This window comes from Cupriavidus sp. PET2-C1 (assembly GCF_054515855.1).
In genome coordinates this window covers 2,002,786-2,029,164 of sequence record NZ_CM137259.1, presented here as the reverse complement: position 1 = coordinate 2,029,164, position 26,379 = coordinate 2,002,786, and the positions used below count along the sequence as shown (strand labels likewise).

The 26,379-nt window shown below is 61.2% G+C and carries 19 protein-coding genes and 3 rRNA genes; 13 read left to right on the top strand and 9 right to left on the bottom strand.

Going from position 1 to position 26,379, the window contains the following annotated elements:
- Window positions 1-526 precede the first annotated feature (526 nt).
- Window positions 527-1,240: a helix-turn-helix domain-containing protein gene (locus tag ACX12D_RS09195; RefSeq protein WP_459373771.1), complete on the top strand. Its 714-nt coding sequence runs from the start codon at window positions 527-529 to the stop codon at window positions 1,238-1,240.
- 116 nt (window positions 1,241-1,356) lie between these two features.
- On the opposite strand, the gene ACX12D_RS09190 is transcribed toward ACX12D_RS09195, so the two are convergent.
- A complete protein-coding gene (locus tag ACX12D_RS09190) occupies window positions 1,357-2,568 on the bottom strand; it encodes a tyrosine-type recombinase/integrase (RefSeq protein ID WP_459373770.1) in 1,212 nt (403 codons plus the stop codon).
- Window positions 2,569-2,701: 133 nt separating this feature from the next.
- Between ACX12D_RS09190 and ACX12D_RS09185 the strand changes: the two genes are divergently transcribed.
- Entirely contained in the window at window positions 2,702-3,739 is a 1,038-nt protein-coding gene (locus tag ACX12D_RS09185) for a DNA-binding protein (protein WP_459373768.1), read from the top strand.
- A 33-nt stretch (window positions 3,740-3,772) separates the two neighbouring features.
- Here ACX12D_RS09185 and ACX12D_RS09180 read toward each other — a convergent pair whose 3' ends face one another.
- On the bottom strand, window positions 3,773-4,162 hold the full coding sequence (locus tag ACX12D_RS09180) for a nuclear transport factor 2 family protein (protein WP_441641604.1): 390 nt from the start codon (window positions 4,160-4,162) through the stop codon (window positions 3,773-3,775).
- A gap of 681 nt (window positions 4,163-4,843) precedes the next feature.
- Between ACX12D_RS09180 and ACX12D_RS09175 the strand changes: the two genes are divergently transcribed.
- The 3 genes from ACX12D_RS09175 (at window position 4,844) to rrf (ending at window position 9,864) form a co-directional block, all read left to right on the top strand.
- Window positions 4,844-6,375 (top strand): 16S ribosomal RNA (locus tag ACX12D_RS09175).
- Window positions 6,376-6,744: 369 nt separating this feature from the next.
- Window positions 6,745-9,623 (top strand): 23S ribosomal RNA (locus ACX12D_RS09170).
- Window positions 9,624-9,751: 128 nt separating this feature from the next.
- Window positions 9,752-9,864 (top strand): 5S ribosomal RNA (gene rrf / locus ACX12D_RS09165).
- The 16S, 23S and 5S rRNA genes sit together here, the layout of an rRNA operon.
- A 97-nt stretch (window positions 9,865-9,961) precedes the next feature.
- On the opposite strand, the gene ACX12D_RS09160 is transcribed toward rrf, so the two are convergent.
- Together ACX12D_RS09160 and ACX12D_RS09155 are read right to left on the bottom strand one after the other, a co-directional pair.
- A complete protein-coding gene (locus tag ACX12D_RS09160; RefSeq protein ID WP_459373767.1) occupies window positions 9,962-11,431 on the bottom strand; it encodes a coniferyl aldehyde dehydrogenase in 1,470 nt (489 codons plus the stop codon).
- Window positions 11,428-12,336: a sterol desaturase family protein gene (locus ACX12D_RS09155; protein WP_459373766.1), complete on the bottom strand. Its 909-nt coding sequence runs from the start codon at window positions 12,334-12,336 to the stop codon at window positions 11,428-11,430. The genes ACX12D_RS09160 and ACX12D_RS09155 overlap by 4 nt, the downstream gene beginning before the upstream one ends.
- A 121-nt stretch (window positions 12,337-12,457) precedes the next feature.
- Here ACX12D_RS09155 and ACX12D_RS09150 point away from each other — a divergent pair, with 121 nt between their 5' ends.
- Window positions 12,458-13,375, top strand: coding sequence for a LysR family transcriptional regulator (locus ACX12D_RS09150; protein ID WP_459373764.1), 918 nt, complete (start codon window positions 12,458-12,460; stop codon window positions 13,373-13,375).
- Window positions 13,376-13,572: 197 nt separating this feature from the next.
- A complete protein-coding gene (locus tag ACX12D_RS09145; RefSeq protein ID WP_459373763.1) occupies window positions 13,573-14,304 on the top strand; it encodes a TetR/AcrR family transcriptional regulator in 732 nt (243 codons plus the stop codon).
- Here ACX12D_RS09145 and ACX12D_RS09140 read toward each other — a convergent pair.
- Together ACX12D_RS09140 and ACX12D_RS09135 are read right to left on the bottom strand one after the other, a co-directional pair.
- Complete coding sequence (locus tag ACX12D_RS09140) at window positions 14,210-14,992, bottom strand: TetR/AcrR family transcriptional regulator (RefSeq protein ID WP_459373761.1); 783 nt, start codon at window positions 14,990-14,992, stop codon at window positions 14,210-14,212. The genes ACX12D_RS09145 and ACX12D_RS09140 overlap by 95 nt on opposite strands.
- Window positions 14,989-16,008: a 2Fe-2S iron-sulfur cluster-binding protein gene (locus tag ACX12D_RS09135; RefSeq protein ID WP_459373760.1), complete on the bottom strand. Its 1,020-nt coding sequence runs from the start codon at window positions 16,006-16,008 to the stop codon at window positions 14,989-14,991. Before ACX12D_RS09135 ends, ACX12D_RS09140 begins: the two co-directional genes overlap by 4 nt.
- Window positions 16,009-16,186: 178 nt before the next feature.
- Between ACX12D_RS09135 and ACX12D_RS09130 the strand changes: the two genes are divergently transcribed.
- Both ACX12D_RS09130 and ACX12D_RS09125 read left to right on the top strand, forming a co-directional pair.
- A complete protein-coding gene (locus ACX12D_RS09130; protein WP_459373759.1) occupies window positions 16,187-17,272 on the top strand; it encodes a ferritin-like domain-containing protein in 1,086 nt (361 codons plus the stop codon).
- 167 nt (window positions 17,273-17,439) lie between these two features.
- Window positions 17,440-18,390 (top strand): NAD(P)H-dependent flavin oxidoreductase, encoded by a 951-nt coding sequence (locus tag ACX12D_RS09125; protein ID WP_459373758.1) that lies wholly within the window; start codon window positions 17,440-17,442, stop codon window positions 18,388-18,390.
- Window positions 18,391-18,408: 18 nt separating this feature from the next.
- Here the strand turns inward: ACX12D_RS09125 and ACX12D_RS09120 are convergent, their stop codons facing one another.
- Window positions 18,409-19,002, bottom strand: a complete 594-nt coding sequence (locus ACX12D_RS09120) for a helix-turn-helix domain-containing protein (protein WP_459373757.1) — start codon at window positions 19,000-19,002, stop codon at window positions 18,409-18,411.
- A 733-nt stretch (window positions 19,003-19,735) separates the two neighbouring features.
- Here ACX12D_RS09120 and mprA point away from each other — a divergent pair.
- On the top strand, window positions 19,736-21,499 hold the full coding sequence (mprA, locus tag ACX12D_RS09115) for an MprA protease, GlyGly-CTERM protein-sorting domain-containing form (RefSeq protein WP_459373756.1): 1,764 nt from the start codon (window positions 19,736-19,738) through the stop codon (window positions 21,497-21,499).
- Between the two features lie 79 nt (window positions 21,500-21,578).
- Here the strand turns inward: mprA and ACX12D_RS09110 are convergent, their stop codons facing one another.
- Window positions 21,579-21,983 (bottom strand): cupin domain-containing protein, encoded by a 405-nt coding sequence (locus tag ACX12D_RS09110; protein ID WP_459373755.1) that lies wholly within the window; start codon window positions 21,981-21,983, stop codon window positions 21,579-21,581.
- Window positions 21,984-21,987: 4 nt separating this feature from the next.
- Complete coding sequence (locus tag ACX12D_RS09105; protein WP_459373754.1) at window positions 21,988-22,773, bottom strand: SDR family oxidoreductase; 786 nt, start codon at window positions 22,771-22,773, stop codon at window positions 21,988-21,990.
- Between the two features lie 189 nt (window positions 22,774-22,962).
- On the opposite strand from ACX12D_RS09105, the gene pdxR reads away from it, so the two are divergent.
- The 3 genes from pdxR (at window position 22,963) to ACX12D_RS09090 (ending at window position 26,327) form a co-directional block, all read left to right on the top strand.
- Window positions 22,963-24,492 carry a MocR-like pyridoxine biosynthesis transcription factor PdxR gene (pdxR, locus tag ACX12D_RS09100; protein WP_459373752.1) on the top strand — a complete coding sequence of 510 codons (1,530 nt, stop codon included), beginning with the start codon at window positions 22,963-22,965 and terminating at the stop codon, window positions 24,490-24,492.
- A 406-nt stretch (window positions 24,493-24,898) separates the two neighbouring features.
- Window positions 24,899-25,378, top strand: coding sequence for a YbhB/YbcL family Raf kinase inhibitor-like protein (locus ACX12D_RS09095; protein WP_459373751.1), 480 nt, complete (start codon window positions 24,899-24,901; stop codon window positions 25,376-25,378).
- A gap of 103 nt (window positions 25,379-25,481) precedes the next feature.
- Window positions 25,482-26,327 (top strand): class II glutamine amidotransferase, encoded by an 846-nt coding sequence (locus tag ACX12D_RS09090; RefSeq protein WP_459373750.1) that lies wholly within the window; start codon window positions 25,482-25,484, stop codon window positions 26,325-26,327.
- The last annotated feature ends 52 nt before the right edge of the window (window positions 26,328-26,379 follow it).

The following is a 26,379-nucleotide window of genomic DNA, read 5'->3' as shown; positions in this document are numbered from 1 at the left end:
TCATAAGCACAAGGCAATGTTAGTTGATGGATTGGAAGAGGTGCTTTGGACTTTGGGATCTCGACAGCATTGGCATTTTTATTTATCAATATTGTTTGGCTGACTGCTTGTCTTGTTTGATATCCCTGATAACATCTCGTCCCGATCCAGTGATGGACTTTCGCGGCAGAAAGCGTGCCATTGGCTTATCCGGTGTGTCCATCTGGAAACCGGCGGCGAGGGCAGGGAGTGACGCCCGGTGCGTCGGCGTGGCTCGCGCAGGCAATGTACTTTCCATCGGCTGGGCGTCACGCTCCTGGCGGTGGACAGGTAGTGGTGGGAACGTCTCTCTCGCCGGATCGTGTGATCGCACGTGAGGCCGAGATGACCCGGCTGGTATTTCCGCCTATGGCTCAATATGACCGCTTATACGTCGCATGGATCTGTCTCGCATAGTGAAAATGGCACGGAGGGCAAGACCGCCGGCACCGGTGTTGCCCGCGCCCATCTTTTGATCGTCAACAGCCGGCTCGACGAGTTGCGCCCATTGATCGAACTGCTGCGCAGCGAGCAGTATCGTGTCAGCGTGGCATTCGATGGCGCGCAGGGCTATCACCGGGCGCAAGCGCTTTCGCCCAGCCTGATCCTGCTGGATGTGCGGCTGCCTGGCCTCGACGGCTTCTCCGCCTGCCGCCTGCTCAAGGCGAATCCACGGACCAGGGACATCCCCGTTATCTTTCTGACCGACGCCAACAGCATCGAGGAACGCCTGTACGGTCTGCAGAACGGTGGAGTGGACTATATCCTTAGGCAGTCCGAGCCGGTGGAGGTGTCGGCGCGCATCAGGATTCACCTCGCGCTGGCGGCGCGGCGCCCTGCGGACGATGTCGTGCTGTCGCCTTCAACCCTCAGCGGGGACCAGGTACTGGTTCAGGCGGTCGCGCAGTATCTGGCCGATAGCCTTGCCGCCACGCCGAACCTGGCAGAGCTCGCGCGGCGCTTTGGCACCCACGAAAAACGCTTATCGCGCGTTTTCCGCGAGCAGCTGGGCAAGACCGTATTCGAATACCTGCGAGAGAGCCGACTGCTCCTGTCGAAGCGCCTGCTGGCGGAGACCTCGTTGAAGATCGTCGACATTGCCGCGCAAGTCGGCTTCTCCAGCGCGGCAAACTTTGCCACCGCATTTCGCGAGCAGTTCAACCTCACGCCAAGGGCATTCCGGCATTCGGTGCAGGGATACGTGCAAGCGTTGAGCGCGTAGTGCGCTGTGCCGGCCGTGCTAGCCCCGGCGCGATCGGCTCGCTGGCAGGGCACGGGCGTCCCTCATTTATCCGTTCGGCTGAACGAAGCGCTGGGCTTGCCAACAAAACGCAAGTACTAACGCTTCCACCCAATACGGTGCCGTTCCTGCGTGGCCTCATGCCGCGCATCGTCTTCCGTATGCAGGTATGCGCTGGTCGTGGCGATGGACGCATGTCCGAAGTTGTCCCGCACGAAGCGCAGGTCCACCTGCTGGTCCGTCATATGGGAACCTGCCGTATGGCGCAGCCAATGCGCCGAGGCGCCGGCCAGTACCTCGGCCCGGCTTTCCCAATCCGGTCCGCGCGCGCGCAGGCGCTCGGCCGCCATCGCGAAGATCTCCTTGAGCACCAGATGCAGCGCGCCGCGTGACAAGGGTCTTTCCTTGCCAATGATCGGCAGCACGATGGGGCGATCCTCACCTGGCAATGGCATCGGCGGCAGGCCGTAGGCCTCGCGATAGCGCGCCAACTCCGCCATCAGCTCATCGGTGGCCGGCACTAGCCGCGTCTTGTTGCCCTTGCCCGTTACCTCCATCCACCACCGCTCCAGGCCCTGGTTGTCGCGCCGGCAGAAAAACGCGCCCATGCGCGTGCTGGCCACTTCCGCTGCACGCAAGCCGCCGAGATACAGCACAGTCAGCAGCCAACGGCATCGCGCCGCGTGCAGGCGGTCGCGCTCGGTCGCACTTTCGGCCGTACCCGGCATGGCATCGGTGGCGTCCTTGACCGCTTGCCACATGTCGTGGCTCAGGTAGCGGGTAATGCGCGGCTTGGGCAGACTGCGCCGGCTGCGCGCCAGCGACAGTGGGTTGCCGGCCAGGTAGCCCGCGTCGACCAGCCAGGCGAACAAGCCATTGAGGATCACCATGGTGTGCCGCGCACTGACTGGGGAGAGCGGCCCGGCAAAAGGCCGCCACTCGGGCGCCCCACGCGCCAGTTTCTTGCGCGACGCCATCACCCAGCGCCAGGCTGGCTGCGGGTCAGCCAGGAAGCGCTCGTACACCAGCAGATCTTCATGGGTCAGCGACGACAGCGGCTTGCCATGCTGCATCACGGCCCATAGCAGTAGCCGCTCTACCTCGCGCCGATAGGTTTGCAGGGTGGTGGGGGTATCGGCATAGCGCGCCAGCCAGGCCGTCACCGCGGCGAGGTCGTCCCCGGCCGAGATCTGCGGCGTGCCGCCACGCGCCCGGTTGCTGCCGGTGGCGCCGGATAGCGCGGCGGGCAAGCGCAAGCGCTCGATCGGGGTGGCGGGCAGGGTGGCGAGGGGCAGTTGGCTGGATTCCATGGGTGAGGCGTGAGGCGCGTTCGCAAATTAGACGTAATTATAGACAGAACAACAGTTATGTCTAAAGATAGTTTGTTTATTCAAGATATTTTACGTATTACGTAGTAATATTTATGGATTCTCTTCAAAACTCATGACAGCTAGCCCAGACACCACGGAAAACGAGCAATTCCTGCAGGCTGACATCATCAAACTGCGCGAACGCTTCCCGGAAACACGTGCTCTCTATCGAGAGGTGTGCGGATTGCTGTTCTTCCGTTACGGCATCACGCCCACCGCCAACAAGCTCTACGGGCTGGTGCGCAAGGGCAGCATGGGCACGCCGACCGAGGTGCTGGCGCAGTTCTGGCAAGACATGCGCGACAAGATGCGCGTGACCATCGCGCACCCTGAGTTGCCGGACGCGCTCAAGCAGATCGCCGCCGATGCCGTGCAGTCGATCTGGCAAGCCGCCAACGAGGCTGCCGCCGGCGAACTGGCATCGCTGCGCGTGGAGGCCCGACACCAAGCAAGCGAGGCCGAAGCGCAGCGCGACCAGGCGCGGGCCGCTCTGGCGGTGGCCGAGCAGGAGAAAACCGTCGTGCAGGCTGAACTCGACGCCGTCCGGCAGGCGCGTGCGGCGCTACAAGGGGAACTGGAAGCCGAGCGCCAGGCCCACGCAGCCGCGCAGGCGCGTCAGGAGGAGGGCAAGCGCCAGATCGAGGGGCTCGAGCGCCAGCTGGGCGAAATGCATACGCAGTTCTCGACGGACCTGGAGCGCACCCGCGAGCAGGTCGCGGTAGCGCAGGAGCGGGCCAGCGCCACAGAGCGCCGCGCGCTGCGCGAGATGGATCAGGAGCGCACGCTGCGGCAGAAGGCAGAGCAGGTGGTGGCGGAGTTGCGCGCCGAGATGGCCGCGGTGCAGGTGAGGGCGCAAGACGCGGCCGTCGCCGGCGCGGAGGAGCGGGTGCGGTTGCAGGCCGAGCGCGACACGCTCAGCCTGCAGTGGGTAGAGGCGCAGCAGGCGCTAGCGGAGGGGCAAGTGGCGCGGGAGCGCCTGCGGGCCGAAATCGAGGTGGCGCTGCGCCGGGCCGAGCGTGCGCAAGCGGAGGCCAGCGCGACGCGCCGCCTGGTGACGGCGAGGCGCCTGGCGCCGGTGACGCGCACCAAGTTCAAGCCCGGACCGGCTTGAGCGCTTGCCGCGATCAGCGCGGTTCTGCCTTGGCTATTTTTTCGGCGGCGCTGCGCTGAACGTCTTGTTGGCGATCTTCCAGACGCCGTCGATCTCCAGGAGCGTCATGTAGTCCGTGAAGGTCACTTCCGGATACTCCAGCACGACCTTGGCGGTGCCGGCGTTACCGGTGACGTCGAAATGCGTGATGAAGCGCTTGCGTTGTGCTTCATCTGCCGCAGGCTGGCCCTGGAAGCGCGCGGAAAACTCATCGAGGGTCAAGGCGTGCAACTTTCCCTCGCGGAACGAGATGATCCTGGCATCCGGGTGGAACGCCTTGCGCATGTATTCGGCATCGCCGGTGATGTGGGCTTGCAGGTAGTTCTCGATCGGCTCAAGTGCGGCTACGTGTCGTGATGTCATGCCGGGGGTGCTGAATGTCATGTTGTCTCCAGATCAATGAATCCGCCTGGCCGTAGCCGGAATGGCGGGCGTCAAACCACATAATTGCATTCTATTATTGCATACAATATGGACGGCCCGGAGACCCGCGCCGTCCAGCTCTGGCCGGCGCCCGCCGGGCAGGCGGTCAGTGCCCCATAGTCATTGCACAAGTGCCCTGCGGTGACCTTCATCGCCGCGGCGACAAAGCCTGCGGCAAAAAATCTTAGAAAAAACTTGCCAGCGTTGCGCGAACGACCTAGTATTCGCTCCCCTCGCGGCACGAGGCTCAGCTTCAGGGCAGGGCGGTAGCGCTCGCGGGGCTAGTGGAAAAGGTGAGTAATACGCATAGCGAAACTTGCCCGAGCAAGAAAAGATTAAAAAAGTATTGATGAAACGCAGATAATTCTTTATAGTCTCGTTCCTTCGCTGCAGACAAAAGCAGCGACGCGGTAAGCAAAGCGAACCGTGGCCAGTTCTTTAACAAACAAACAACCGATAAGTGTGGGCGCTTGATAGCGGATGCGGAAGACTTCGGTCTTTTAGCTTACAAGTTATAAAGTGCTCGCACAGTAAAACATGTTGGTTATGTCTTCGGGCGTAACCAGTCAGTTTTCTGAGAGTGAGCGACCGCTCGAAAGAGCGAGGTTTCAGCAGGCAACTGCGCGGAACCACACAGGTATTAAACTGAAGAGTTTGATCCTGGCTCAGATTGAACGCTGGCGGCATGCCTTACACATGCAAGTCGAACGGCAGCACGGGAGCAATCCTGGTGGCGAGTGGCGAACGGGTGAGTAATACATCGGAACGTGCCCTGTCGTGGGGGATAACTAGTCGAAAGATTAGCTAATACCGCATACGACCTGAGGGTGAAAGCGGGGGACCGTAAGGCCTCGCGCGATAGGAGCGGCCGATGTCTGATTAGCTAGTTGGTGGGGTAAAGGCCCACCAAGGCGACGATCAGTAGCTGGTCTGAGAGGACGATCAGCCACACTGGGACTGAGACACGGCCCAGACTCCTACGGGAGGCAGCAGTGGGGAATTTTGGACAATGGGGGCAACCCTGATCCAGCAATGCCGCGTGTGTGAAGAAGGCCTTCGGGTTGTAAAGCACTTTTGTCCGGAAAGAAATCCCTTGCCCTAATACGGCGGGGGGATGACGGTACCGGAAGAATAAGCACCGGCTAACTACGTGCCAGCAGCCGCGGTAATACGTAGGGTGCGAGCGTTAATCGGAATTACTGGGCGTAAAGCGTGCGCAGGCGGTTTTGTAAGACAGGCGTGAAATCCCCGAGCTCAACTTGGGAATGGCGCTTGTGACTGCAAGGCTAGAGTATGTCAGAGGGGGGTAGAATTCCACGTGTAGCAGTGAAATGCGTAGAGATGTGGAGGAATACCGATGGCGAAGGCAGCCCCCTGGGACGTCACTGACGCTCATGCACGAAAGCGTGGGGAGCAAACAGGATTAGATACCCTGGTAGTCCACGCCCTAAACGATGTCAACTAGTTGTTGGGGATTCATTTCTTCAGTAACGTAGCTAACGCGTGAAGTTGACCGCCTGGGGAGTACGGTCGCAAGATTAAAACTCAAAGGAATTGACGGGGACCCGCACAAGCGGTGGATGATGTGGATTAATTCGATGCAACGCGAAAAACCTTACCTACCCTTGACATGCCACTAACGAAGCAGAGATGCATTAGGTGCTCGAAAGAGAAAGTGGACACAGGTGCTGCATGGCTGTCGTCAGCTCGTGTCGTGAGATGTTGGGTTAAGTCCCGCAACGAGCGCAACCCTTGTCTTTAGTTGCTACGCAAGAGCACTCTAGAGAGACTGCCGGTGACAAACCGGAGGAAGGTGGGGATGACGTCAAGTCCTCATGGCCCTTATGGGTAGGGCTTCACACGTCATACAATGGTGCGTACAGAGGGTTGCCAACCCGCGAGGGGGAGCTAATCCCAGAAAACGCATCGTAGTCCGGATCGTAGTCTGCAACTCGACTACGTGAAGCTGGAATCGCTAGTAATCGCGGATCAGCATGCCGCGGTGAATACGTTCCCGGGTCTTGTACACACCGCCCGTCACACCATGGGAGTGGGTTTTGCCAGAAGTAGTTAGCCTAACCGCAAGGAGGGCGATTACCACGGCAGGGTTCATGACTGGGGTGAAGTCGTAACAAGGTAGCCGTATCGGAAGGTGCGGCTGGATCACCTCCTTTCAGAGCGTGCATCTCAAGTCGAGCGTTCACACTTATCGGTTTGTTAATTGTTGGAGCCAGGATGCGCGTTGCGTGTCTTGCGTTGCATGGTCAAATGCAAGCGCTTAGCTTTGAGCGCTTGCATTTGGCTTTGCCAAGACGACCGGAGACCCAGTCTCTCAGTCGGCTGTTCTTTAAAAATATGGGATGTAGTAAAGGTGTCGTGAGCGTTGATGAGACGCTGCAGTAAAAACACGATACCGGGTTGTGATTGTATCAACCGAAATGTATTTAAGTGATCGAAAGATGACTTGGAATACGGCACAAATGCGAGAACTCATCCTGTAGCGAGCACGGCTTGAACGCAAGTTTGAGACACACTCGTTATAGGGTCAAGCGAACAAGTGCATGTGGTGGATGCCTTGGCGATCACAGGCGATGAAGGACGCGGTAGCCTGCGAAAAGCTTCGGGGAGCTGGCAAACAAGCTTTGATCCGGAGATGTCCGAATGGGGAAACCCGGCCCGTATGGGTCATCCCTGACTGAATACATAGGTCAGGGAAGCGAACGCGGCGAACTGAAACATCTAAGTAGCTGCAGGAACAGAAATCAACCGAGATTCCCAGAGTAGTGGCGAACGAAATGGGAAGAGCCTTGTACTCTTTAGCAGCATTGTTAGCAGAACGGGATGGAAAGCCCGGCCATAGCAGGTGATAGCCCTGTATGCGAAAACAGCGTTGTGGAACTAGGTGTACGACAAGTAGGGCGGGACACGTGAAATCCTGTCTGAAGATGGGGGGACCATCCTCCAAGGCTAAATACTCGTGATCGACCGATAGTGAACCAGTACCGTGAGGGAAAGGCGAAAAGAACCCCGGGAGGGGAGTGAAATAGATCCTGAAACCGCATGCATACAAACAGTCGGAGCCTGGAAACGGGTGACGGCGTACCTTTTGTATAATGGGTCAGCGACTTACATTCAGTGGCAAGCTTAACCGATTAGGGAAGGCGTAGCGAAAGCGAGTCCGAATAGGGCGTTCAGTCGCTGGGTGTAGACCCGAAACCAGACGATCTATCCATGGCCAGGTTGAAGGTGCGGTAACACGTACTGGAGGACCGAACCCACTAACGTTGAAAAGTTAGGGGATGAGCTGTGGATAGGGGTGAAAGGCTAAACAAGTCTGGAAATAGCTGGTTCTCTCCGAAAACTATTTAGGTAGTGCCTCGTGTCTCACCTTCGGGGGTAGAGCACTGTCATGGTTGGGGGGTCTATTGCTGATTACCCCGCCATAGCAAACTCCGAATACCGAAGAGTGCAATCACGGGAGACAGACATCGGGTGCTAACGTCCGGTGTCAAGAGGGAAACAACCCAGACCGCCAGCTAAGGTCCCTAAGATTGGCTAAGTGGGAAACGAAGTGGGAAGGCTAAAACAGTCAGGAGGTTGGCTTAGAAGCAGCCATCCTTTAAAGAAAGCGTAATAGCTCACTGATCGAGTCGTCCTGCGCGGAAGATGTAACGGGGCTAAGCCAGTCACCGAAGCTGCGGATGCACGTAAGTGCATGGTAGGAGAGCGTTCTGTAAGCCTGTGAAGGTGTCTTGTAAAGGATGCTGGAGGTATCAGAAGTGCGAATGCTGACATGAGTAGCGATAAAGGGGGTGAAAAGCCCCCTCGCCGTAAGCCCAAGGTTTCCTACGCAACGTTCATCGGCGTAGGGTGAGTCGGCCCCTAAGGCGAGGCAGAGATGCGTAGCTGATGGGAAGCAGGTTAATATTCCTGCACCGTCGTATGATGCGATGGGGGGACGGATCGCGGAAGGTTGTCCGGGTGTTGGAAGTCCCGGTCCCTGCATTGGAGAAGGCGCTTAGGCAAATCCGGGCGCGGAATTCAAGGATGTGGGGCGAGCGGCCTAGTGCTGCGAAGCAATTGGAAGTGGTTCCAAGAAAAGCCTCTAAGCTTCAGTCATACGAGACCGTACCGCAAACCGACACAGGTGGGCGAGATGAGTATTCTAAGGCGCTTGAGAGAACTCGGGAGAAGGAACTCGGCAAATTGGTACCGTAACTTCGGGATAAGGTACGCCCTTGTAGCTTGACTGGCCTGCGCCAGGAGGGTGAAGGGGTTGCAATAAAATGGTGGCTGCGACTGTTTAATAAAAACACAGCACTCTGCAAACACGAAAGTGGACGTATAGGGTGTGACGCCTGCCCGGTGCCGGAAGATTAAATGATGGGGTGCAAGCTCTTGATTGAAGTCCCGGTAAACGGCGGCCGTAACTATAACGGTCCTAAGGTAGCGAAATTCCTTGTCGGGTAAGTTCCGACCTGCACGAATGGCGTAACGATGGCCACACTGTCTCCTCCCGAGACTCAGCGAAGTTGAAGTGTTTGTGATGATGCAATCTCCCCGCGGCTAGACGGAAAGACCCCATGAACCTTTACTGTAGCTTTGCATTGGACTTTGAACCGATCTGTGTAGGATAGGTGGGAGGCTTTGAAGCGTGGACGCTAGTCTGCGTGGAGCCGTCCTTGAAATACCACCCTGGTTTGTTTGAGGTTCTAACCTTGGTCCGTGAATCCGGATCGGGGACAGTGCATGGTAGGCAGTTTGACTGGGGCGGTCTCCTCCCAAAGTGTAACGGAGGAGTTCGAAGGTACGCTTGGTACGGTCGGACATCGTACCTAAAGTGCAATGGCAAAAGCGTGCTTAACTGCGAGACCGACAAGTCGAGCAGGTGCGAAAGCAGGACATAGTGATCCGGTGGTTCTGAATGGAAGGGCCATCGCTCAACGGATAAAAGGTACTCTGGGGATAACAGGCTGATACCGCCCAAGAGTTCATATCGACGGCGGTGTTTGGCACCTCGATGTCGGCTCATCTCATCCTGGGGCTGTAGCCGGTCCCAAGGGTATGGCTGTTCGCCATTTAAAGAGGTACGTGAGCTGGGTTTAAAACGTCGTGAGACAGTTTGGTCCCTATCTGCCGTGGGCGTTGGAATCTTGACGGGGGCTGCTCCTAGTACGAGAGGACCGGAGTGGACGTACCGCTGGTGTACCTGTTGTCTCGCCAGAGGCATCGCAGGGTAGCTATGTACGGAAGAGATAACCGCTGAAAGCATCTAAGCGGGAAACTCGCCTGAAGATGAGGATTCCCTGGAGCCTTGAGCTCCTTGAAGGGTCGTTCGAGACCAGGACGTTGATAGGCTGGGTGTGGAAGCGCAGTAATGCGTTAAGCTAACCAGTACTAATTGCCCGTAAGGCTTGATCCTATAACCAGTGTGTTTCTACCTGGTGTGAGTGTCGCGTGCCGCTGCCCAGCAGCTAGGCCGATACGCACAACCCCTACTACATCCCTATTCGCTGCGTTGAGCATCCCTCAGCGCGGCCACCGTTTATGCCTGGTGACCATAGCGAGTTGGAACCACCCCTTCCCATCCCGAACAGGACCGTGAAACGACTCCACGCCGATGATAGTGCGGATACCCGTGTGAAAGTAGGTAATCGCCAGGCTCTCCCTTGAAACCCCCCAGTACGAAAGTACTGGGGGGTTTTGCTTTTATGGCTACGATTTGTGGCAACAATTTGCGGCTGCGCATTCGGCACGGCTTCAGAACGGCTTCTTCACTGCCGCATCGCCCCGGCCGACAAATAGCTTCATCGTCAGGCGCTGCGCCAGATTGCCGTAGGGCGGATAGAACAGCCCGATGGGAAAGAACCGGTGCCGTTTGAACACGGTGCGCGCATGCGAAAGTTCGCGAAACCCTTCTTCGCCGTGATAGGTGCCCATGCCTGAGTTACCCACGCCGCCAAAGGGTGCGTCGTGGTTGACCACGTGCCAGGCCCAGTCGTTGATGGTGACGCCGCCGGAATGCGTGCGCGCAAGCAGGTTCTTGCGCGCGGCGGCATCGTGGCTGAAGCAGTACAGGGCTAGCGGACGCGAGCGTTGCTGCACCATGGCGATGGCCTGCTCATGCGTGTCGTACGGCAGCACTGGCAGGATGGGGACAAAGATCTCCTCGCGCATCAGCAGCATATCGGGCGTGCAGTTCGTCACGACGTGCAATGGCAAGCGTCGGCCGGGGCCGACCTCGCCGCAGGCCACCACCGTCGCGCCCTTGGCGCGCGCGTCGTCCAGCATGGCCTGGATGCGCGCAGCGTGGCGATCGGTGGCCAGCGCCGTGTAATCGGGGTTGTGCCCGGTCCGCTCGCCGAACAATTCGCCGAAAGCCTCGATCACCGCCTTGACGAATTCCTCCACGCGTTCGCGCGGCACCAGCGCGTAGTCGGGCGCCACGCAAACCTGCCCGCAGTTGATGCCCTTGCCGTGCGCGATGCGCCGGGCGGCCTCGCCAACGGGATAGTCGCGTAACACGATGGCAGGTGACTTGCCGCCAAGCTCGAGAGTGACCGGCGTGAGGTTGCGCGCCGCCTGGCCCATGACGATACGGCCTACCGCTGGCGAACCGGTGAAAACGAGATGGTTGAAGGGCAGGTCGCTAAAGACGCCAGGGTCTTGCAATTCCCCGCCTATCAATGCAACGTGGTCTTCGGCAAAGATCTCGCCAAGCATGGCTTTGAGCGTGGCGTTGGTGGCTGGCGTTGTCTCGGGCATCTTGATCATGACGCGGTTGCCAGCGGCCAGCGCGGCCACTAGCGGGCCCAGTGACAGATAGACCGGGAAATTCCAGGTCGCGATGACACCGACGACGCCCTTGGGCTGGTAGGTGACGCGCAGGCTGTTGCTGGCGAACAGCAGTTCGGGCCAGCGACGGCTCGCCCGCATCCAGCGGCGCACATGCGAGATGGCATGACGGATCTCCAGCGTGGTCGGCAGCACTTCCAGCATCTTGGTCTCGGCCAAAGAGCGCCCGCCGAAATCCCGGGAGATGGCTTCGGCAAGCACGTCCTGGTAACGCAGCAGTTGCTGCTTGAGAGCGCGCAAGTGCTCACGCCGCTGCCCGGCATCGGGCAAGCTGTGGCGCAGGAAGGCTTGCTGTTGCGCGGCGAACATGGCCTGAACGTGGGTGCTCAGGATGTCTTGCCTGGCCAGTTCCTCTGTCATAGCGCGAACATTCATGTGGACCTCTGCTGTTTATCGACCTGCGGTGCCGCATCGGAATGGGTTTCGGTTTCCACATAAGCCCGTCCGCCAAAGCGCAGGGCGGAATGTGCGCGGCGCGACTGGAACAGCGGGTAGAACATCTGGGTGAACCAGCGTTCCTGCCCGAACAGCACGTCGTCCTGCAAGCCAATCTTGGCGGGATACTTGCGCGTGATGTGCGCCGAGCCAAACAGGATGTCCCAGAAGAACAGCAGATTGCCGAAATTGCCCTTGTAGTGGCCGATGCCGTCCTCATTCGTCATTGCATGGTGCGCCCAGTGGGTGGCGGGCGTGGAGATCGTGCGTTCCAGTATCCACATCAGCGGACGCAGTGCACGGATCCGGTACAAGGGCTCGTCCCACCGCCACGCGCAGTGTGCGCCAAGGATGACAGTCAGCTTGATGACCAGGTACGCACCGTAGACTTTAGCGAAACCCAGATACAGCAGAACACCGCCAATCCACAGGCCCGGCATCATCAGGTAATAGAAGAAATTGTTCCGGTACGTGATGCGGATGCTCATGTACTGCGCGGTGTGGTGCGCGCGATGCAAAGGCCACAGCAACGGCGAATGCGACACGCGATGCCACCAGTATTGCGTCATGTCGTCGCAAATCAGCAGGATCGCGGCCATTGCCCACCATGGCAGGTGTGCCCACGCGCCTTGCTGCTCCGGCATCAGCCAGGCGCAAAGCTTGCCGGCCCCCAGCAAGGCCAGGGGCTGGGTGATCGCAAGCAGGCTCACGAACATCGCCAGTTCCAGCTTGGTATCGTCCAGGGTAGGGTTGACGCTGTTCTTGTAGCGCCGCGTGACCCACTCCATGCAGGCAAAGCCAAGCATGGCGATCACGATCAAGATGTTCTGAAGGTGCGGACTCATTGGGGGTTGTCTCCGATCTCGCTTTTTGGCCTGAAAGGCTTTGCGGCTGACTGTAGGCTTGCCCAGTCAATGCGTCCAATGCATACTATGCAATGTTCCAATGCGTATGGAGCAACGCATCATGATGGACCTTCGCCGCCTGAGCCACGTTCTGGCGCTTGCCGATGTTCTGCATTTCGCGCGGGCGGCCGAGCGGGTTCACCTCAGCCAGCCTGCGTTCAGCCGCAGTATCCAGGCCATCGAGGCGGACCTCGGCATCCGCCTGTTCGATCGTGACGTGGGCGACGTGCGGCCGACCCCGGCCGGCGAGTTCGTGATCGGGCGGGCCCGCAGGCTGCTCTTCGATGCGCGGTGCCTGCAGCGCGATGTCGATCTCTTTCGAGACAGCCAGCTGGGCGACACCGCCTTCGGCGCCGGGCCGTTCCCGGCAGCGACCCTGATGCCGCGGGCATTGTCCGAGTTGCGGCGCCTCTATCCCAAAGTGGCCTTGCGCGTGGAAGAGAGCAACTGGCAGCAGTTGCTGGAACGCCTGCGCGCAGAAGACATCGAGTTTTTCGTCGCGGACGTGCGCGACCTGCCGGAAGACCCCGCACTGGAAATCCGTCCGCTGGGGACGCAACCCGGTTTCTTCTACGTACGCGCCGCGCACCCGCTTGCCGGGCGTCAATGCACGGTGGCCGATGCCTGGCAGTACGGCGTCGCGGCGACCAAGTTGCCAAGCGTTCTGAATACCGAGCTGGCCAGGGTGCTCGGCTTGCCGGCGGGCGAGGAAGCCGTGCTCGCGCTCGAGTGCGATGACATTGCCATCCTGCGGGCCGTGGCGCTGTCCACCGACACGGTTCTCGCCGCCACGCAGACATCGGTGCAAGCCGATCTCGAAGCCGGCGCGCTGCTGCCGCTGCGCATCGAGGGACTGCCGTCGCTGTTCTCCGAGATGGGGGTTGTCAGCCTGCGCAACCGGACGCCGTCGCCGATGGCGCAAAATGCCATCGCGTGCATCGCGCGGGTCGCTGGCGAGGTGAACGTCGGGCTCTCCTGATCACCCATGGCGCCCCTGCGGGAAGGCGCCGCGCCAGAAGCAAACATGCCCCGCTGGAACCCGCGGGGCATGCATCCAGACGCAGCGCACCAAGCTCAGGCCAACGCAAAGACCCAGCTTGGTCACCTTGGCATAAAAGACAGGTAAGAAGGCCGCATAATGCGGCATTGCTTGCGCCTATCGATTATTTGTACTTCATGCCTATTCGCCAAAAATCCTCGACGCCAGCCAGCGCGTCCGCTCGCCAGGACGTGCCCGCGCGGCGAGCCGCAAAGGAACCTGCCGCAACCACCGTCATCCCGCCCGCCATGCGTCCCCCACGCCAGCCGCGCAGCGAACAGAACCTGGGCAACATGATCAAGGCGGGGCGTGCGCTGGCAGAGCAACGCGGCGACCTGGATAACATTTCCCTGAATGACGTCGTGAAGGCCGCCGAGACGTCGATTGGCGCCTTCTATGCCCGCTTCAAGGACAAGGAGGCATTCCTCCAGTTCATGCTCGAGGCTGCGCTGGACGAGGCCGAAGCGCTCACGAAAAAATCGATCGCCAGGGATCCGGTCTGGCAAGCCGGTTCGGCTACGGCCATCGTGAAGCGCATCGTGCGCGTCTACGTAGGCCAGTTCCGCCAGAATCGTGGCCTGTTCAAAGGCTTCCTGCGCCACTACTCCGCGATCGGGGGCGGCGACAATCCCATGCGGCAGGCCAACCGCCGCATCCAGGATTTGCTTGTGCCATTGCTGGCCAGGCAACTCGATTCCCCACGCGCTGGCACCGCGGACTTCGAGGTGCGCGTCGCCATTCAGTTCCTGGTGGGCACACTGGCCAATCTGTTGCTCAACGATCCGGGTCCGCTGCACCTGGAGCAACGCAAGCTGGAAACCCACCTGATCCGCATGATGTGCCGCTATCTGATGTTGCCGGAAGCGTAGGCGAGACGTCGTCCGCCGCTGGCAAGGCAAGATAGCGGTGCAGCATCTCGGTGAGCCGTTGCTCCTGGCGCGGATCGTACAGATCCAGGGCGCTGGGCGTATGCAGCACGATGTTGGTCAATGCACTGATGACAAGCTGGACCGCGATGCGGGTCTCGTCATCTGGCCCGCTGAAGCGCCCGGCGGCGACGCGGCTGGCCAGGCGCGGCACCATGGCATCGAGGATCTGCCGGTTGGCCTCGCGAATGGGTTGCCACAAGGGGTTCTGCGCGGGGCTATGCCGCATATATGCGGCAAACAGGCCACGGTGCTTGCGGAACAGGTCGATATAGAAGCCGACGATGCGCGCGCAGATCGCGTGGGCCGGCCCTGCGTTCCAGGCGGGGTCCGTGGCCAGCGAATAGTCCAGCTCGGCGCGCAGCTCCGCCAGTGTGTCTTCCAGCACCAACGCGCAGAAGGTCTCTTTGTCCGGAAAGCGCGCATAGAACGCGCCAACGGAAGTGGACGCGGCCCGCACGAGATCGGCGAGCGAGAAGCCGGTCAGGCTGCCGGCCTCGTTGATCAGCGCTCTCCCGGCGGCCAGCAGCGCCTTCAGCGTGGCCTCGCTTCTCTCCTGGCGGGGCTGTTTCAGCCCCGCGCGCAGCGTTGGCGCCGCGGCATCAAAGGGGGCCGTGATTTCGGGTGTCATACGTCGAAGGTGATGGCGACCGGCCGCTCCTGGCGCGGGCGCGCCTGGCAGGTCAGGATCCAGCCGGCGGCAAGCTCGTCGGCACTGAAAACATCGTTGCGCGCGTGGACGACCGCGCCATCCACGCACTTGGCCGCGCACGAGCCGCAATAGCCTTCCTCGCAGGCATAGGGCGCATCCACGCCGCAGGCCAGCGCGGCCTGCAGCAGGGACTGGCCGCTGGCAACCCGCACCACATGCAAGGCGCCGCCGAGGGTTACCGTGGCGTCGCAAGCCTGCGCACGCATTGGCGCCGCGCTTGCCACATCGGCCTCCTGCGCGGCCGCGTCAAACCGCTCCAGATGCACGCGCTCCGGCGCCATGCCGGCCACTTCAGCGGCCTCCAGCACGGTCTGCATGAATGGCCCGGGGCCGCACAGATAGAGCTGGCAGTGTGGCACCGCCGAGAGCAGGGCGGCAATCTTGCCGCGTTCGGGAAAACCATCGGTGTCGTCGTGGTGCAGGTGCACGGCCAGCCGATCGGCATTGCCGCGGGACAGCTCGGCGATCTCCGCCGCGAAGATCGTGCTGTCGGCATCGCGATTGGCGTAGTAGAGCGTCATCGCGCGGCTGGTGGATGCCAGCGCCGAACGGATCATCGACAGCACCGGCGTAATGCCGCTGCCCGCCGCGCAGAAGAAGAGCGGGGCGTCCATGTCCTCGCACACGAACCGGCCGGTCGGCGCGCTGACCTCCAGTTGCGTGCCAGCATCGACATGCGCATGGAACCATCCCGACGCGCGGCCCCCCGGGATGCGCTTGACGGTGACGACCGGGGGGCCGCCCGCCTCGGGCGAGCTGGACAGCGAATAGCTGCGCAGCAGGATTTTCCCGTCCACGTTTACCCGGAAGGTGAGGTGCTGGCCGGCGCGATACACAAAGGATTGCTGCAGCGCATCGGGGACCAGGAGCGAGTAGGAACGGGCGTCTTCGGTCTCCCGAGTGATCTGCGCGACAGTCAGATTGTGGAACTGCATCAATGTCTCCTGGCTTCTGCGGGCCCTGTGCCAGACCCTTGAAATAACAAGAAAGAGAATTATGATTCTGTTTATAGCCGGAAGCGAAAGCAAATTCAAGACCGATCCCGCCACCGGCTAGGGTAAGAAAAACAGGCGGGGAGAACGGTCAAAACCCATGAGCGCCAAAGGAGATTGCATGTCATCCCTTCATCGTTACACGTTGCCGGTGGTCCAGACAGGCTGGTCGATCGGCAGCCAGGTTTCCACCGAGTTCAACTGGGAGTACGACAACGAGAATTCCAAGCTGCTGCAGCTCTACGAGACCAGCAAGAAGCAGCAATGGAACGCCACCGACCGGATCGACTGGTCGCAGGAGCTCGACCCCGAGAACCCGCAGGAACTCGATGACCGGATGATCCCGATCTACGGCACGCCGCTATGGGAAAAGATGGGCAAGCACGACCGCATCGACGTGCGCCGCCACCAGCAGGCGCATTCGCTGTCGCAGTTCCTGCATGGCGAACAGGGCGCGCTGATGGTGTCTGCGCGCATCGTGCAGATGGTGCCGGAGATGGACGCCAAGTTCTATGCCGCCACGCAGACCATGGACGAAGCGCGGCACGTGGAAGCCTATTCGCGCCTGCTGCACGAGAAGGTCGGGATCATCTATCCGATCACTTCCGGGTTGAAATCGCTGCTTGAAACCATCCTGACCGACTCGCGCTGGGACTTCTGCTACCTCGGCATGCAGGTACTGGTGGAAGGCTTGGCGCTGGCCGCGTTCCAGCGCATTCGCGACTTCTCCAAGAATCCGCTGGCGGCATCGATCAACGCCTACGTGATGCAGGACGAAGCGCGCCACGTTGCCTTCGGCCGCACCGCGCTGCGCGGCTACTATCCGCAGCTGACGGAAGCCGAGCGCAAGGAGCGGGAGGACTTCGTGATCGAGGCCTGCTACCTGATGCGCGATCGCTTCGACCAGAAGGAAGTCTGGGGCCGCCTCGGCTTGCCGGAAGACGAGTGCGCCAAGGCCGTGCGGGAGTCCGAGACCATGCGGCAATTCCGCCAGCGGCTGTTCAGCCGGATCGTGCCAACCGTCAAGGATATCGGCCTGTGGAGCCCGCGCGTGCAGGCCGCGTTTGCCGACATGGGCGCGATCGAGTTCGCCAATGTCGACGTCGAGGCGCAGTTCGCGCAGGACCAGAAGATCGCGGAGGAGTTTGACGCGCGCCGCGTGGTGATGGAGTCGATTGAGGCCGCGCAGGCCGAAGCCAGACACTGAAGCGGTCTTGGCTGCGGGCCCGGCCTGCCTGGCCGGGCCCGCGCGCATTCGTTGCCTCAGTTCGGTAAGCATGGCGCCATGAATATGCAACCAGTTGCATTAGATCGGCGTTGCGAAATAGAATGCCCAATCAACGATCACGGGTTACCGAGCGGAGACAAAGAGGCATGACCATACACAATCGCGTCACAACGATGCTTGGCGTCCAGCATCCTATCGTCCAGGCCCCCATGGGATGGATCGCCCGGGCCCAGCTTGCCGCGGCAGTCTCCAATGCAGGCGGCATGGGCATTATCGAGACCTCATCTGGCGAACTGGACACCATCCGTGGTGAGATTCGCAAGATGCGCGAACTGACCGACAAGCCGTTCGGCGTCAACATTGCCCTGACCTATGTGCGCGACCCGGCCATCGTGCAATTCGTCGTCGACGAGGGAATCCGCTTCGTCACCACATCCGCCGGCGACCCGACGCGCTATTGCGCTGAACTGAAGGCTGCCGGCCTGACGGTCTTCCATGTGGTGCCCACGCTGGCCGGCGCGCTCAAGGCGCTCGCCGCCGGCGTGGATGGCCTGATTGTGGAAGGCAGCGAGGGCGGTGGCTTCAAGAATCAACGTGATGTCGCCTCAATGGTGTTGCTGCCGCTGGTCTGCTCGAAGGTCGATGTCCCGGTCATCGCCGCCGGCGGCTTCTGCGACGGTGCCACCATGGCGGCGGCGTTCGCCATGGGTGCCGAGGGGATCCAGATGGGCACGCGCATGTTGTCGTCGGTCGAGTCGCCCGTTCACGACAACTGGAAGAACGCCATTGTCGATGCCCGCGAAACGGACACCGTTTTTCTCAATCGCGGCGGCAATGGCCCGGCGCTGCGGGCCCTGCGCACGGCACGCACGTCCCGGATCGAAGAGCAGGTTCCGGAGAGTATCAAAAGCGAATTCGCCGGCGTGCAGCAACTCTATTTCGGCGGCGACATGGAGGCGGCCGTTCCGCTGACCGGTCAGGTTTGCGGGCGTATTGATTCCGTAAAAACGGTACGGCAAATCATTGAAGAAACGATTCGGGATTTCAGCCAGGCGGTGGACGGACTGGCTGCGCGTTACGGCTCCGTGAAAGCCTGATCGCACGCCCGCGAGGCCTTACGTCTTCCGCTCACCTGGCAGTTTGAGCGCGCAAATCTGGCGCGTGAGGATCCCTCGAACAATCGCTTCCGTTCGATTGTGGGCGCCTAGCTTATCGCGCGCGATATCCACATAGTAGTCCACGGTACGCGCTGAAATCCCAAGCTCTTGCCCGATCTCCTTGCTAGACAGGCCGAGCGCTGCATACGCCAGCACATTCTTCTCCCTGTCCTTTAATCGAGCAGGACTGCTCGATGTTTCAGTGATCGTTGAATAAGCATCGTCATAGGCAGCGTGAAGTCTCGCGTGAGCAGCCAGGATCGAGCCGACGTCGGGAAGAGGGGTGCTCTGGATGAGAAGCCGCGACGCTGAGCCGTCCGGCCCATAGAAGGCGCTCTCGATGAGATCAGCGGAAAGCAACTGCGGCAGGGCGGGGCCGCTCCATCGAAATGGAGATGCTACGGGGGGAAAGTCTATCCCGACGTCTCCAAACTCCTGCACGACCAGCGGGATTGCAATCCCAGGCGCGTAGGACATGCGGCCCGCTGATGCAGAAAGACTTGCGCAGGCCGCATATAGGAACGGCAGGATCCCAGGCTCAAATGCTGTCACGGCTTCGCCTCTGCAAGGTGGAAGCCTGATGCTGGCATAGTCAGTGCAACACGCAATCCACCCGCTGAATCCCCTTCAGCATTCCCATCGACAAAAATCAAAGTACCAAAACAAAAGTTAATCGGTGGCTTATTTTTTATTTTCATACCGCGAGATATTTCTAATTTAACTTGGTGAAATGCAATTCAATTAATTCAGTATATATTTATCATCCTATTGCAATATAAATTTAAGACAAGGGTGCGCAATCCGGACCGCAAGGTAACGCGAGAACTTCGCACCTCATGATTCAATGCATCTAACGCTCTCCATGCTCCCTGCGGGTCATTCTTGACACCGCTATCGCGACTCCCCACAAGATCAAGGTCGGATATGTCTACAAGAGATATCTGAACATACAGGTTATCCATGCCTGTGTAGCTTGTCTTGCCATCAAGGCGCCAAGTGGTTTCACAGAGGCTCCTCAACCGCGAACCTAGCAGATTGAACGAGATGATGGAATCGGACTAGTCCGATTTTTTGTGAGAAAAGTCGGATTTTTATGTTCAGACAACACTTGTAATTTTACGAATAGGCAGGCGGTTACGTTAGCCGCGAGAATTCACGCGCTGTATAGAAGTCGGCCCAAGATCCCACCTGGTTCGTCGTTTTCAAATCGCCGCAGCAACTCACGCGGACACCGCTTCCTACCTGGCGATCTGTTTTCGGAGGTTGCGCAAATTGGAGGAAGAATGTGAAGAAGAAATGGTTGGTTGGTGTTTGCGCAGCGCTGTTGCTCGCGGGGGCGGCACAGGCCGGTGAGCAGGTGGCCGTCAAGTTCGATGGCGCGTCCAATGCGGAGGCCGTCATCCAGACCTTCCGCAGCGCCACCGGGGCGGATCTCAAAATGGTTCGCCTGATGTCCGGGAACGCCTGGGTGATTTCGCTGCCGGACAACATCAATGACCAGGAGCGCGCTCGCATCCTGGATGCCCTGCGGACGATCCGCGGCGTGGATTGGGTCGAAGCGGAAACCCACCATCGGACGAACACGCTGAACGGCGGCTGGATTCCGAACGATCCCCACCTAGCCCCTGACCAATGGAATCTGCACGACCCGGCGATCCCGGGAAATGCCAAGGGCGCGATCAACGCGGTGAATGCCTGGTCGAGCAGCAAGGGCGATGGCATCGTGATCGCCATTATCGACAACGGCGTGAATGCAACCCATCCCGACTTACAGGGCAAGATGCTCCCGGGCTACAGCTTTATCACGCGTACCGGCCGTGGCACCAACACGCAGCCGCCGGCCTTTGGAGCGAAATGTGCCAACTCTGCCCAGCAGAACGGCAGCGCGCCGGCGATGGTCTACCACGGTACCAACATGGCAGGCATTGCGGCAGCAGCGACCAACAACGGATCGGGCATCGCGGGTGTCGCCCCGAACGCGTCTATTCTGCCGGTGAAGGTCATGGATGAATGCCAGGCGAGCAGCTTCGACGTCGCAGATGCGATTCGATGGGCTGCAGGTTCCAGCGTGCCCGGTGTTCCTGCCAACCCGAACCCAGCTCGGGTCATCAGCATGAGTCTTGGCGCTTCCGGAGTCTCGAAGTGCGATGCGGTAACGCAGGCGGCCATTGCAGATGCAAGCGCCAAGGGAGCCGTGGTGGTGGTGGCAGCGGGTAACGAAAGTGGCCCGGTGACAACGCCCGCTACATGTCATGGCGCGATTGCCGTTGCCGGATTGACTTACGCCGGCGCTCTCGGTTCGTATAGCAATTTTGGCCCAGCAATTGCGGTTGCTGCCCCGGGAGGTGGCGGTTCAGTGGGGCAGCCTGATCCAGTCAATGGCTGGTCGCTCTGGACCATCGGCGCCACGTCCTATGATAACGATGGCGTTCCCGCTTATGACTCGGTCGGGATCGGCACGAGCAACGCCGTTCCACAAGTTGCAGGCGTTGCGGCATTGATGCTTGCTCAGCGGCCGGCGCTGACGCCAGCCGCGGTACGTCAGCTGTTGCGCAAGAGTACCCGGTCCTTCATAGACTCAAGCTGCAACACGTGGATTTGCGGCGCCGGCATGCTCGACGCATTCGGGGCGGTTACGCTGGCAGCACAGGCCGTTGTTCCCAATGCGTCGGCGATTGCGCCGAAATCGGTGAATACTGGCACGACGGTGGCGCTTGATGGCAGCCAGTCCAGCAGCGCCAACGTCTCGTATGCCTGGACCCAGCTTAGCGGCCCGAGGGTTACGTTGCTGAATGCCAACGCGCCGATCGCCTCGTTCACCCCCACGGTGGCTGGCGACTACCAGTTCGGCCTGACCGTGACAGACGACGCCTCAGGACTGTCGGCGGGCACCAGTGTGCTGTTATCGGCAGCGGTAGCTTCCAACACAAGTAGTGGTAGCACCCCAAGTGGGGAAGGGGGTGGTGGCGGCGCGTTTAGTCTCTTCGAAGCGGTGCTACTCCTTGCGGGCGGCTTGCTGGCCTTCGTAGGTCGCCGCCGCATCCGCTGACTCAGACCAGACCGACAGAAATCTGCGGGCTGCGATACGCCGCTGGTCTGTCCGACCGGTGCCCGCACGAACGACTCAGCTACTTCACCGGGGTCAGGATTGGCGCGCCCTTCCTTTTGATCAGGAACACGACAAACCTGGCCGGCTGCGTGGCGCTGGCGTTGCGCCCGACAGTGTGGATGTCGTTGGGGCCTTCGTGGAACGTATCTCCGGCCTTGAGTGTCACCTCCTTGCCGCCCTTCACGCCCATGACGATGCTTCCCTCGAGCACATAGATGAAGGCGTGTGCGTCATGGCGATGCACGGGGTCGGCCGCGCCAGGTGGATAGTCCACAACGATCATCTGGACTTCCTTGCCCGGATACTCAGGCAACGGTTCCGAGAGCAGCGGCGCAACACTCGCTTCCGGCGCGGCCATGGCCGGCCGCGCAATCATCAGGCACGACCACATCAGGGTTACTGCAAAGGAAACAATCGTCTTCATGGCATCACTCCAGATTGGCCTTGTCGAGCCCGAGTGCCTTGTCGGACGAGCCGGGCGCGAGCCACTGGTCGAGACTGATGCGGCCGATACGCGCGTCACCGAGCGGCACAAGTGACAGTTCCTCGACCAGGCCGCCGTAGTACCGTGCATCGCGATCCGTCACGACCGGGCGTGCGTCGCCTACCGATTTCAGATAACGCGCGATGATCGTTGCGAAGGGCGCGCGGTCCGGGCCGGCGATATCGACCGTGTCGTTCCGTGGTGCCGCAAGCGCGATCTGCGAGAGGATCGCCGCGATGTCATCCGCGGCGATCGGCTGAAACAGTCCGTCGCCGACGCGCACGGTGCCGCCGTCCGTGCTGAAATCAGCGATGCCGCCGATAAACTCCATGAACTGCGTCGCGCGCACGATCGTGTACGGCACACCCGCCGCTTCGATCGCCTGTTCTTGCGCGACCTTAGCGGCGAAGTACGCGTTCTCCGGCATGCGGTCGGCGCCGACGATTGACAACGCGACGTGATGGCGCACGCCTGCGGCCACTTCGGCCTTGCCGAGATTGCGCGCCGAGGTGCGGAAGAAGTCGAGCACCGCCTGTGGCTCCCATGACGGCGCGTTCGTCACATCCACGACGACGTCCGCGCCCACGAGCGCGTTGCTCAGGCCGTCGCCAGTCACGGTGTTGACGCCACTACGCGGCGATGCGGCAAGCGCCGTATGGCCCGCCTCGCTGAGCAGCGATACGAGACGCGAGCCGATCAGGCCGGAACCACCGATTACGACGATTTTCATGGCAGATTCTCCAGATGAGAGTAGATGAACACGCGGGGCGCGCGGTGGGGGTGGATCGCTTGAAAGTGCCCGTCGCCGTCGCATTGCCTGAAGTCATTGTGGAATAATCATGACCTATAGATAAGGGCCAAGAATTGTCCATATGACTAGTCCAAGTGGATTCAGCGCCCCCATGCCCCGGAGACCGTCATGACCGCACCGACTCCCGCGTTGACCATCAAAGTCGATCGGCAGCAACAGTCGCCGATCTATCTGCAGATTTGCGAGCGCTTCAGGACGGCGATCGCGGCAGGGCATCTGCGTCCCGGCGATCGCGTGCCCGCGCTGCGCAGCCTCGCCACGCAGCTGAACACGGCACGCGGCACAGTTGAACTAGCCTATACGATCCTCGTCGACGAGGGCTACCTGCAGATGCGCGGTGCCGCGGGCACGTTCGTATCGCCGTCGCTACCGGCTTCGGTGATGCGTTCGTCATATGGGCAAGGCTCTCAAGACGCGCACGGCAGACAGGGCGCGGAAAGAACAGGCACGCCGAAGACGCCAGACGCATCGAGCGGTGGTCAACCGGCGCCGCGCCAGCAGGCTATCACCGTCGCCATGAGCGGCGAGCCGCGGCCGTTGCAACCAGGGCTGCCCGCGCTCGACGCGTTTCCGCACAAGGTATGGAACCGGCTCGTTTCGCGTCGCGCGCGTAGCGGCGAACGCGCGGTGCTCGCGTACCCGGATCCGGCTGGCTATCGGCCGCTGCGCGAACACATCGCCACCTATCTCGGGCTGTCGCGCGGCGTAACCTGTCTGCCGGAACAGGTGTTCGTTACCGGCGGCTACCGCGCGACGCTCGAACTCGTGTTGCGCAGTCTCGCGCGCCCGAACGATCGCATGTGGTTCGAGGATCCCGGCTATCTGCTCGCGCGCAACTTTCTGGCCGAGACTGGCATGCAACTCGTGCCGGTGCCGGTGGATGACGAAGGGATCGACGTCGAGCGCGGCATAAAACTGGATCCGCAGGCGCGCTTCGCGCTGGTCACACCATCGCATCAGAGCCCGCTCGGGCACACGCTGTCGCTCGCAAGACGTATGGCGCTGCTGGATTGGGCAGAGAATGCGTCTCGCTGGATCATCGAAGATGACTACGACAGCGAGTTCCGTTATCTGGGCCGGCCATTGCCGGCATTGAAGAGCCTCGACCGGCACGATCGCGTGATCTATTGCGGCACGTTCAGCAAGGTGATGTTTCCCGGCTTGCGGCTCGCGTATGCGGTGGTGCCGGAGCGCGCTGTCGAGCGCGTTGGGCGGGTGGCGTGCAGCATGAACGCCGGCTCGCCAACGCTATTTCAGGCTGCCGTGGCAGATTTCATCGAGCAGGGGCATTTTGCGCGGCACGTGAAGCGAATGCGCGCGTTGTACGGACAGCGGCGAATGCTGATCGCGCACGCGCTGGAGCAGGCGTTTGGCGAGCGGCTGATTGTCGATTTTCCGCCCGGTGGAATCCAGTTCGCGGTGCAGTTTGCCGAAGGCCCCGCTGGCCGGGTCGACGATGTCGCCGTCGCCTCGCGTGCCCGCGAGGCGGGGCTTGCGGTGCTGCCACTTTCGATCTGGTATGCGAACGGCCGTATGCAGCGCACGCCACGCGGCCTCGTGATGGGCTTCGCGAATATCGTCGATGCGGCGGAAGCGGGCCGTCTCGCACGAACGTTGCGCGGGTGCCTGGACGGCTGACGCCCGGGGCATGGGCCTGGAGATCCCGAATACGGAGACCGCCTCAGAGCGGCGGTCGACTAGGGTGCCCGCGGGGCAGGGCGGGCAGGGCGGCGGGCCGCGGTCCTGCCGCGCATCCAGGCCACTACACTGGACGTATTAGTGACCCCGATTCCCGTCATAGTTCACTGGCCGCACAAGCCGCTCGCGCTTGCATCGCCCCGAGATCCGCACTAAGTTGGAACGGGCGGCCGGGCTCCCGGCCGCGTGTACCGCGCCAGCATCACAAGCGGATTCGAGGCCGGCGCCGTGAAAGCGTGGCGCATCGATGGCGGAGCACGATGCTGTGCCATATGTTTTTCTTTCGCTGCTGCTGACGTGGGCCGGTGTATTCGCACCGGCACTTCATGCTCAGACGAGGACAGTCATGCCACTCACCCTGACCTCCACGGCGTTCGCCCATGGCGGCGAGATTCCCGGTAAGCTGACCTGCGAAGGCGCCGATATATCGCCGCCGCTGGCATGGACGGGCATGCCGCCCGGCACGCGCAGCCTGGCCCTAATCGTCGACGACCCCGACGCGCCGGATCCGGCCGCGCCGAGCATGACGTGGGTGCACTGGGTGCTGTACAACCTTCCGCCCGAGCCGGGGGCGCTGGCCGAAGGCGTGGCGCCGGCCAGCCTGCCGGCGGGCACCCGCGAGGGCCACAACGACTGGCATCGCACCGGCTACGGCGGACCTTGCCCGCCAATCGGCCGTCATCGCTACTTCCACAAGCTCTATGCGCTCGATGTGGTGCTGCCGGACCTGGGCAAGCCCGACAAGGCGGCGCTGGAGCGGGCCATGCACGGGCATGTGCTGGCGCAAGCGGAACTGGTCGGCACCTACAAGAAGTCAAGGCGCTAGCAAGACCGCCCGCAGGATGCCGCTTTGTCGTTCGCGCGTCGCCGTCCTACAACTGAGAGGTGGGCCGGAAGGCGCCGGACTGCACTTGTCGAGGAGAAGCATAATGTGCCGCTGGCTGGCCTACTCGGGCAAATCCGTTCCGCTGGAAGCCGTCCTGTTCCAGCAGGAGCACTCGCTGATCGACCAGAGCTTGAATTCGCGGCTGGGTCATACCACCACCAATGGCGACGGGTTCGGCGTCGGCTGGTACGGACGTCACTCGGAAGTCCCGTTCCGCTACCGCTGCCTGCACCCGGCGTGGAGCGACACCAATCTGCGCGAAACGGCACGGGCGGTGCGGGCGCCGCTGTTCGTCGCTCACGTGCGGGCGGCTACCGGCACGCCGACGCAGGAGACCAACTGCCATCCGTTCCGCTTCGGCCGCTGGCTGTTCGTCCATAACGGCCTGATCCGCGAATACCCCGTCGTGCGGCGCGACCTGATGATGGCCGTGGCGCCGCACCTGTTCCGCTGGATCGAGGGATCGACCGATTCCGAGGTGATGTTCTTCCTGGCCCTGACTTTCGGCCTAGAGCGAGATCCGCGCAGCGCGCTGGAGCAGATGGCGGGGCTGATCGAGGACGTCGGCCACCGCCACGACGTGCAGTTTCCGCTCAACATGACCGTCTGCGTGACCGACGGCCAGCAGATCGTGGCGGCACGCTATTCGAGCGAGGCGGACTCGCGCTCGCTCTTCCACAGCACCTCGTTCAGGCAGTTACGCGCGCTCTACCCGGACGACCCGCGCATCATCGCCGCCGGCGACGACGCATTCCTGGTGCTCTCCGAGCCACTGATCGACGTGCAAGAAGTGTGGGAGGAGATTCCCGAGGCGACCATCCTGGTTGCCCGGGGAGGCGAAATCAAGCACGACCGCTTCGTGCCGCGGCTCCCGGACCAGTCGACGTAGTAGGGCAGCTATTTCATGTCCATCGGATGTCGGATGCGCATAGTCTTGCGCA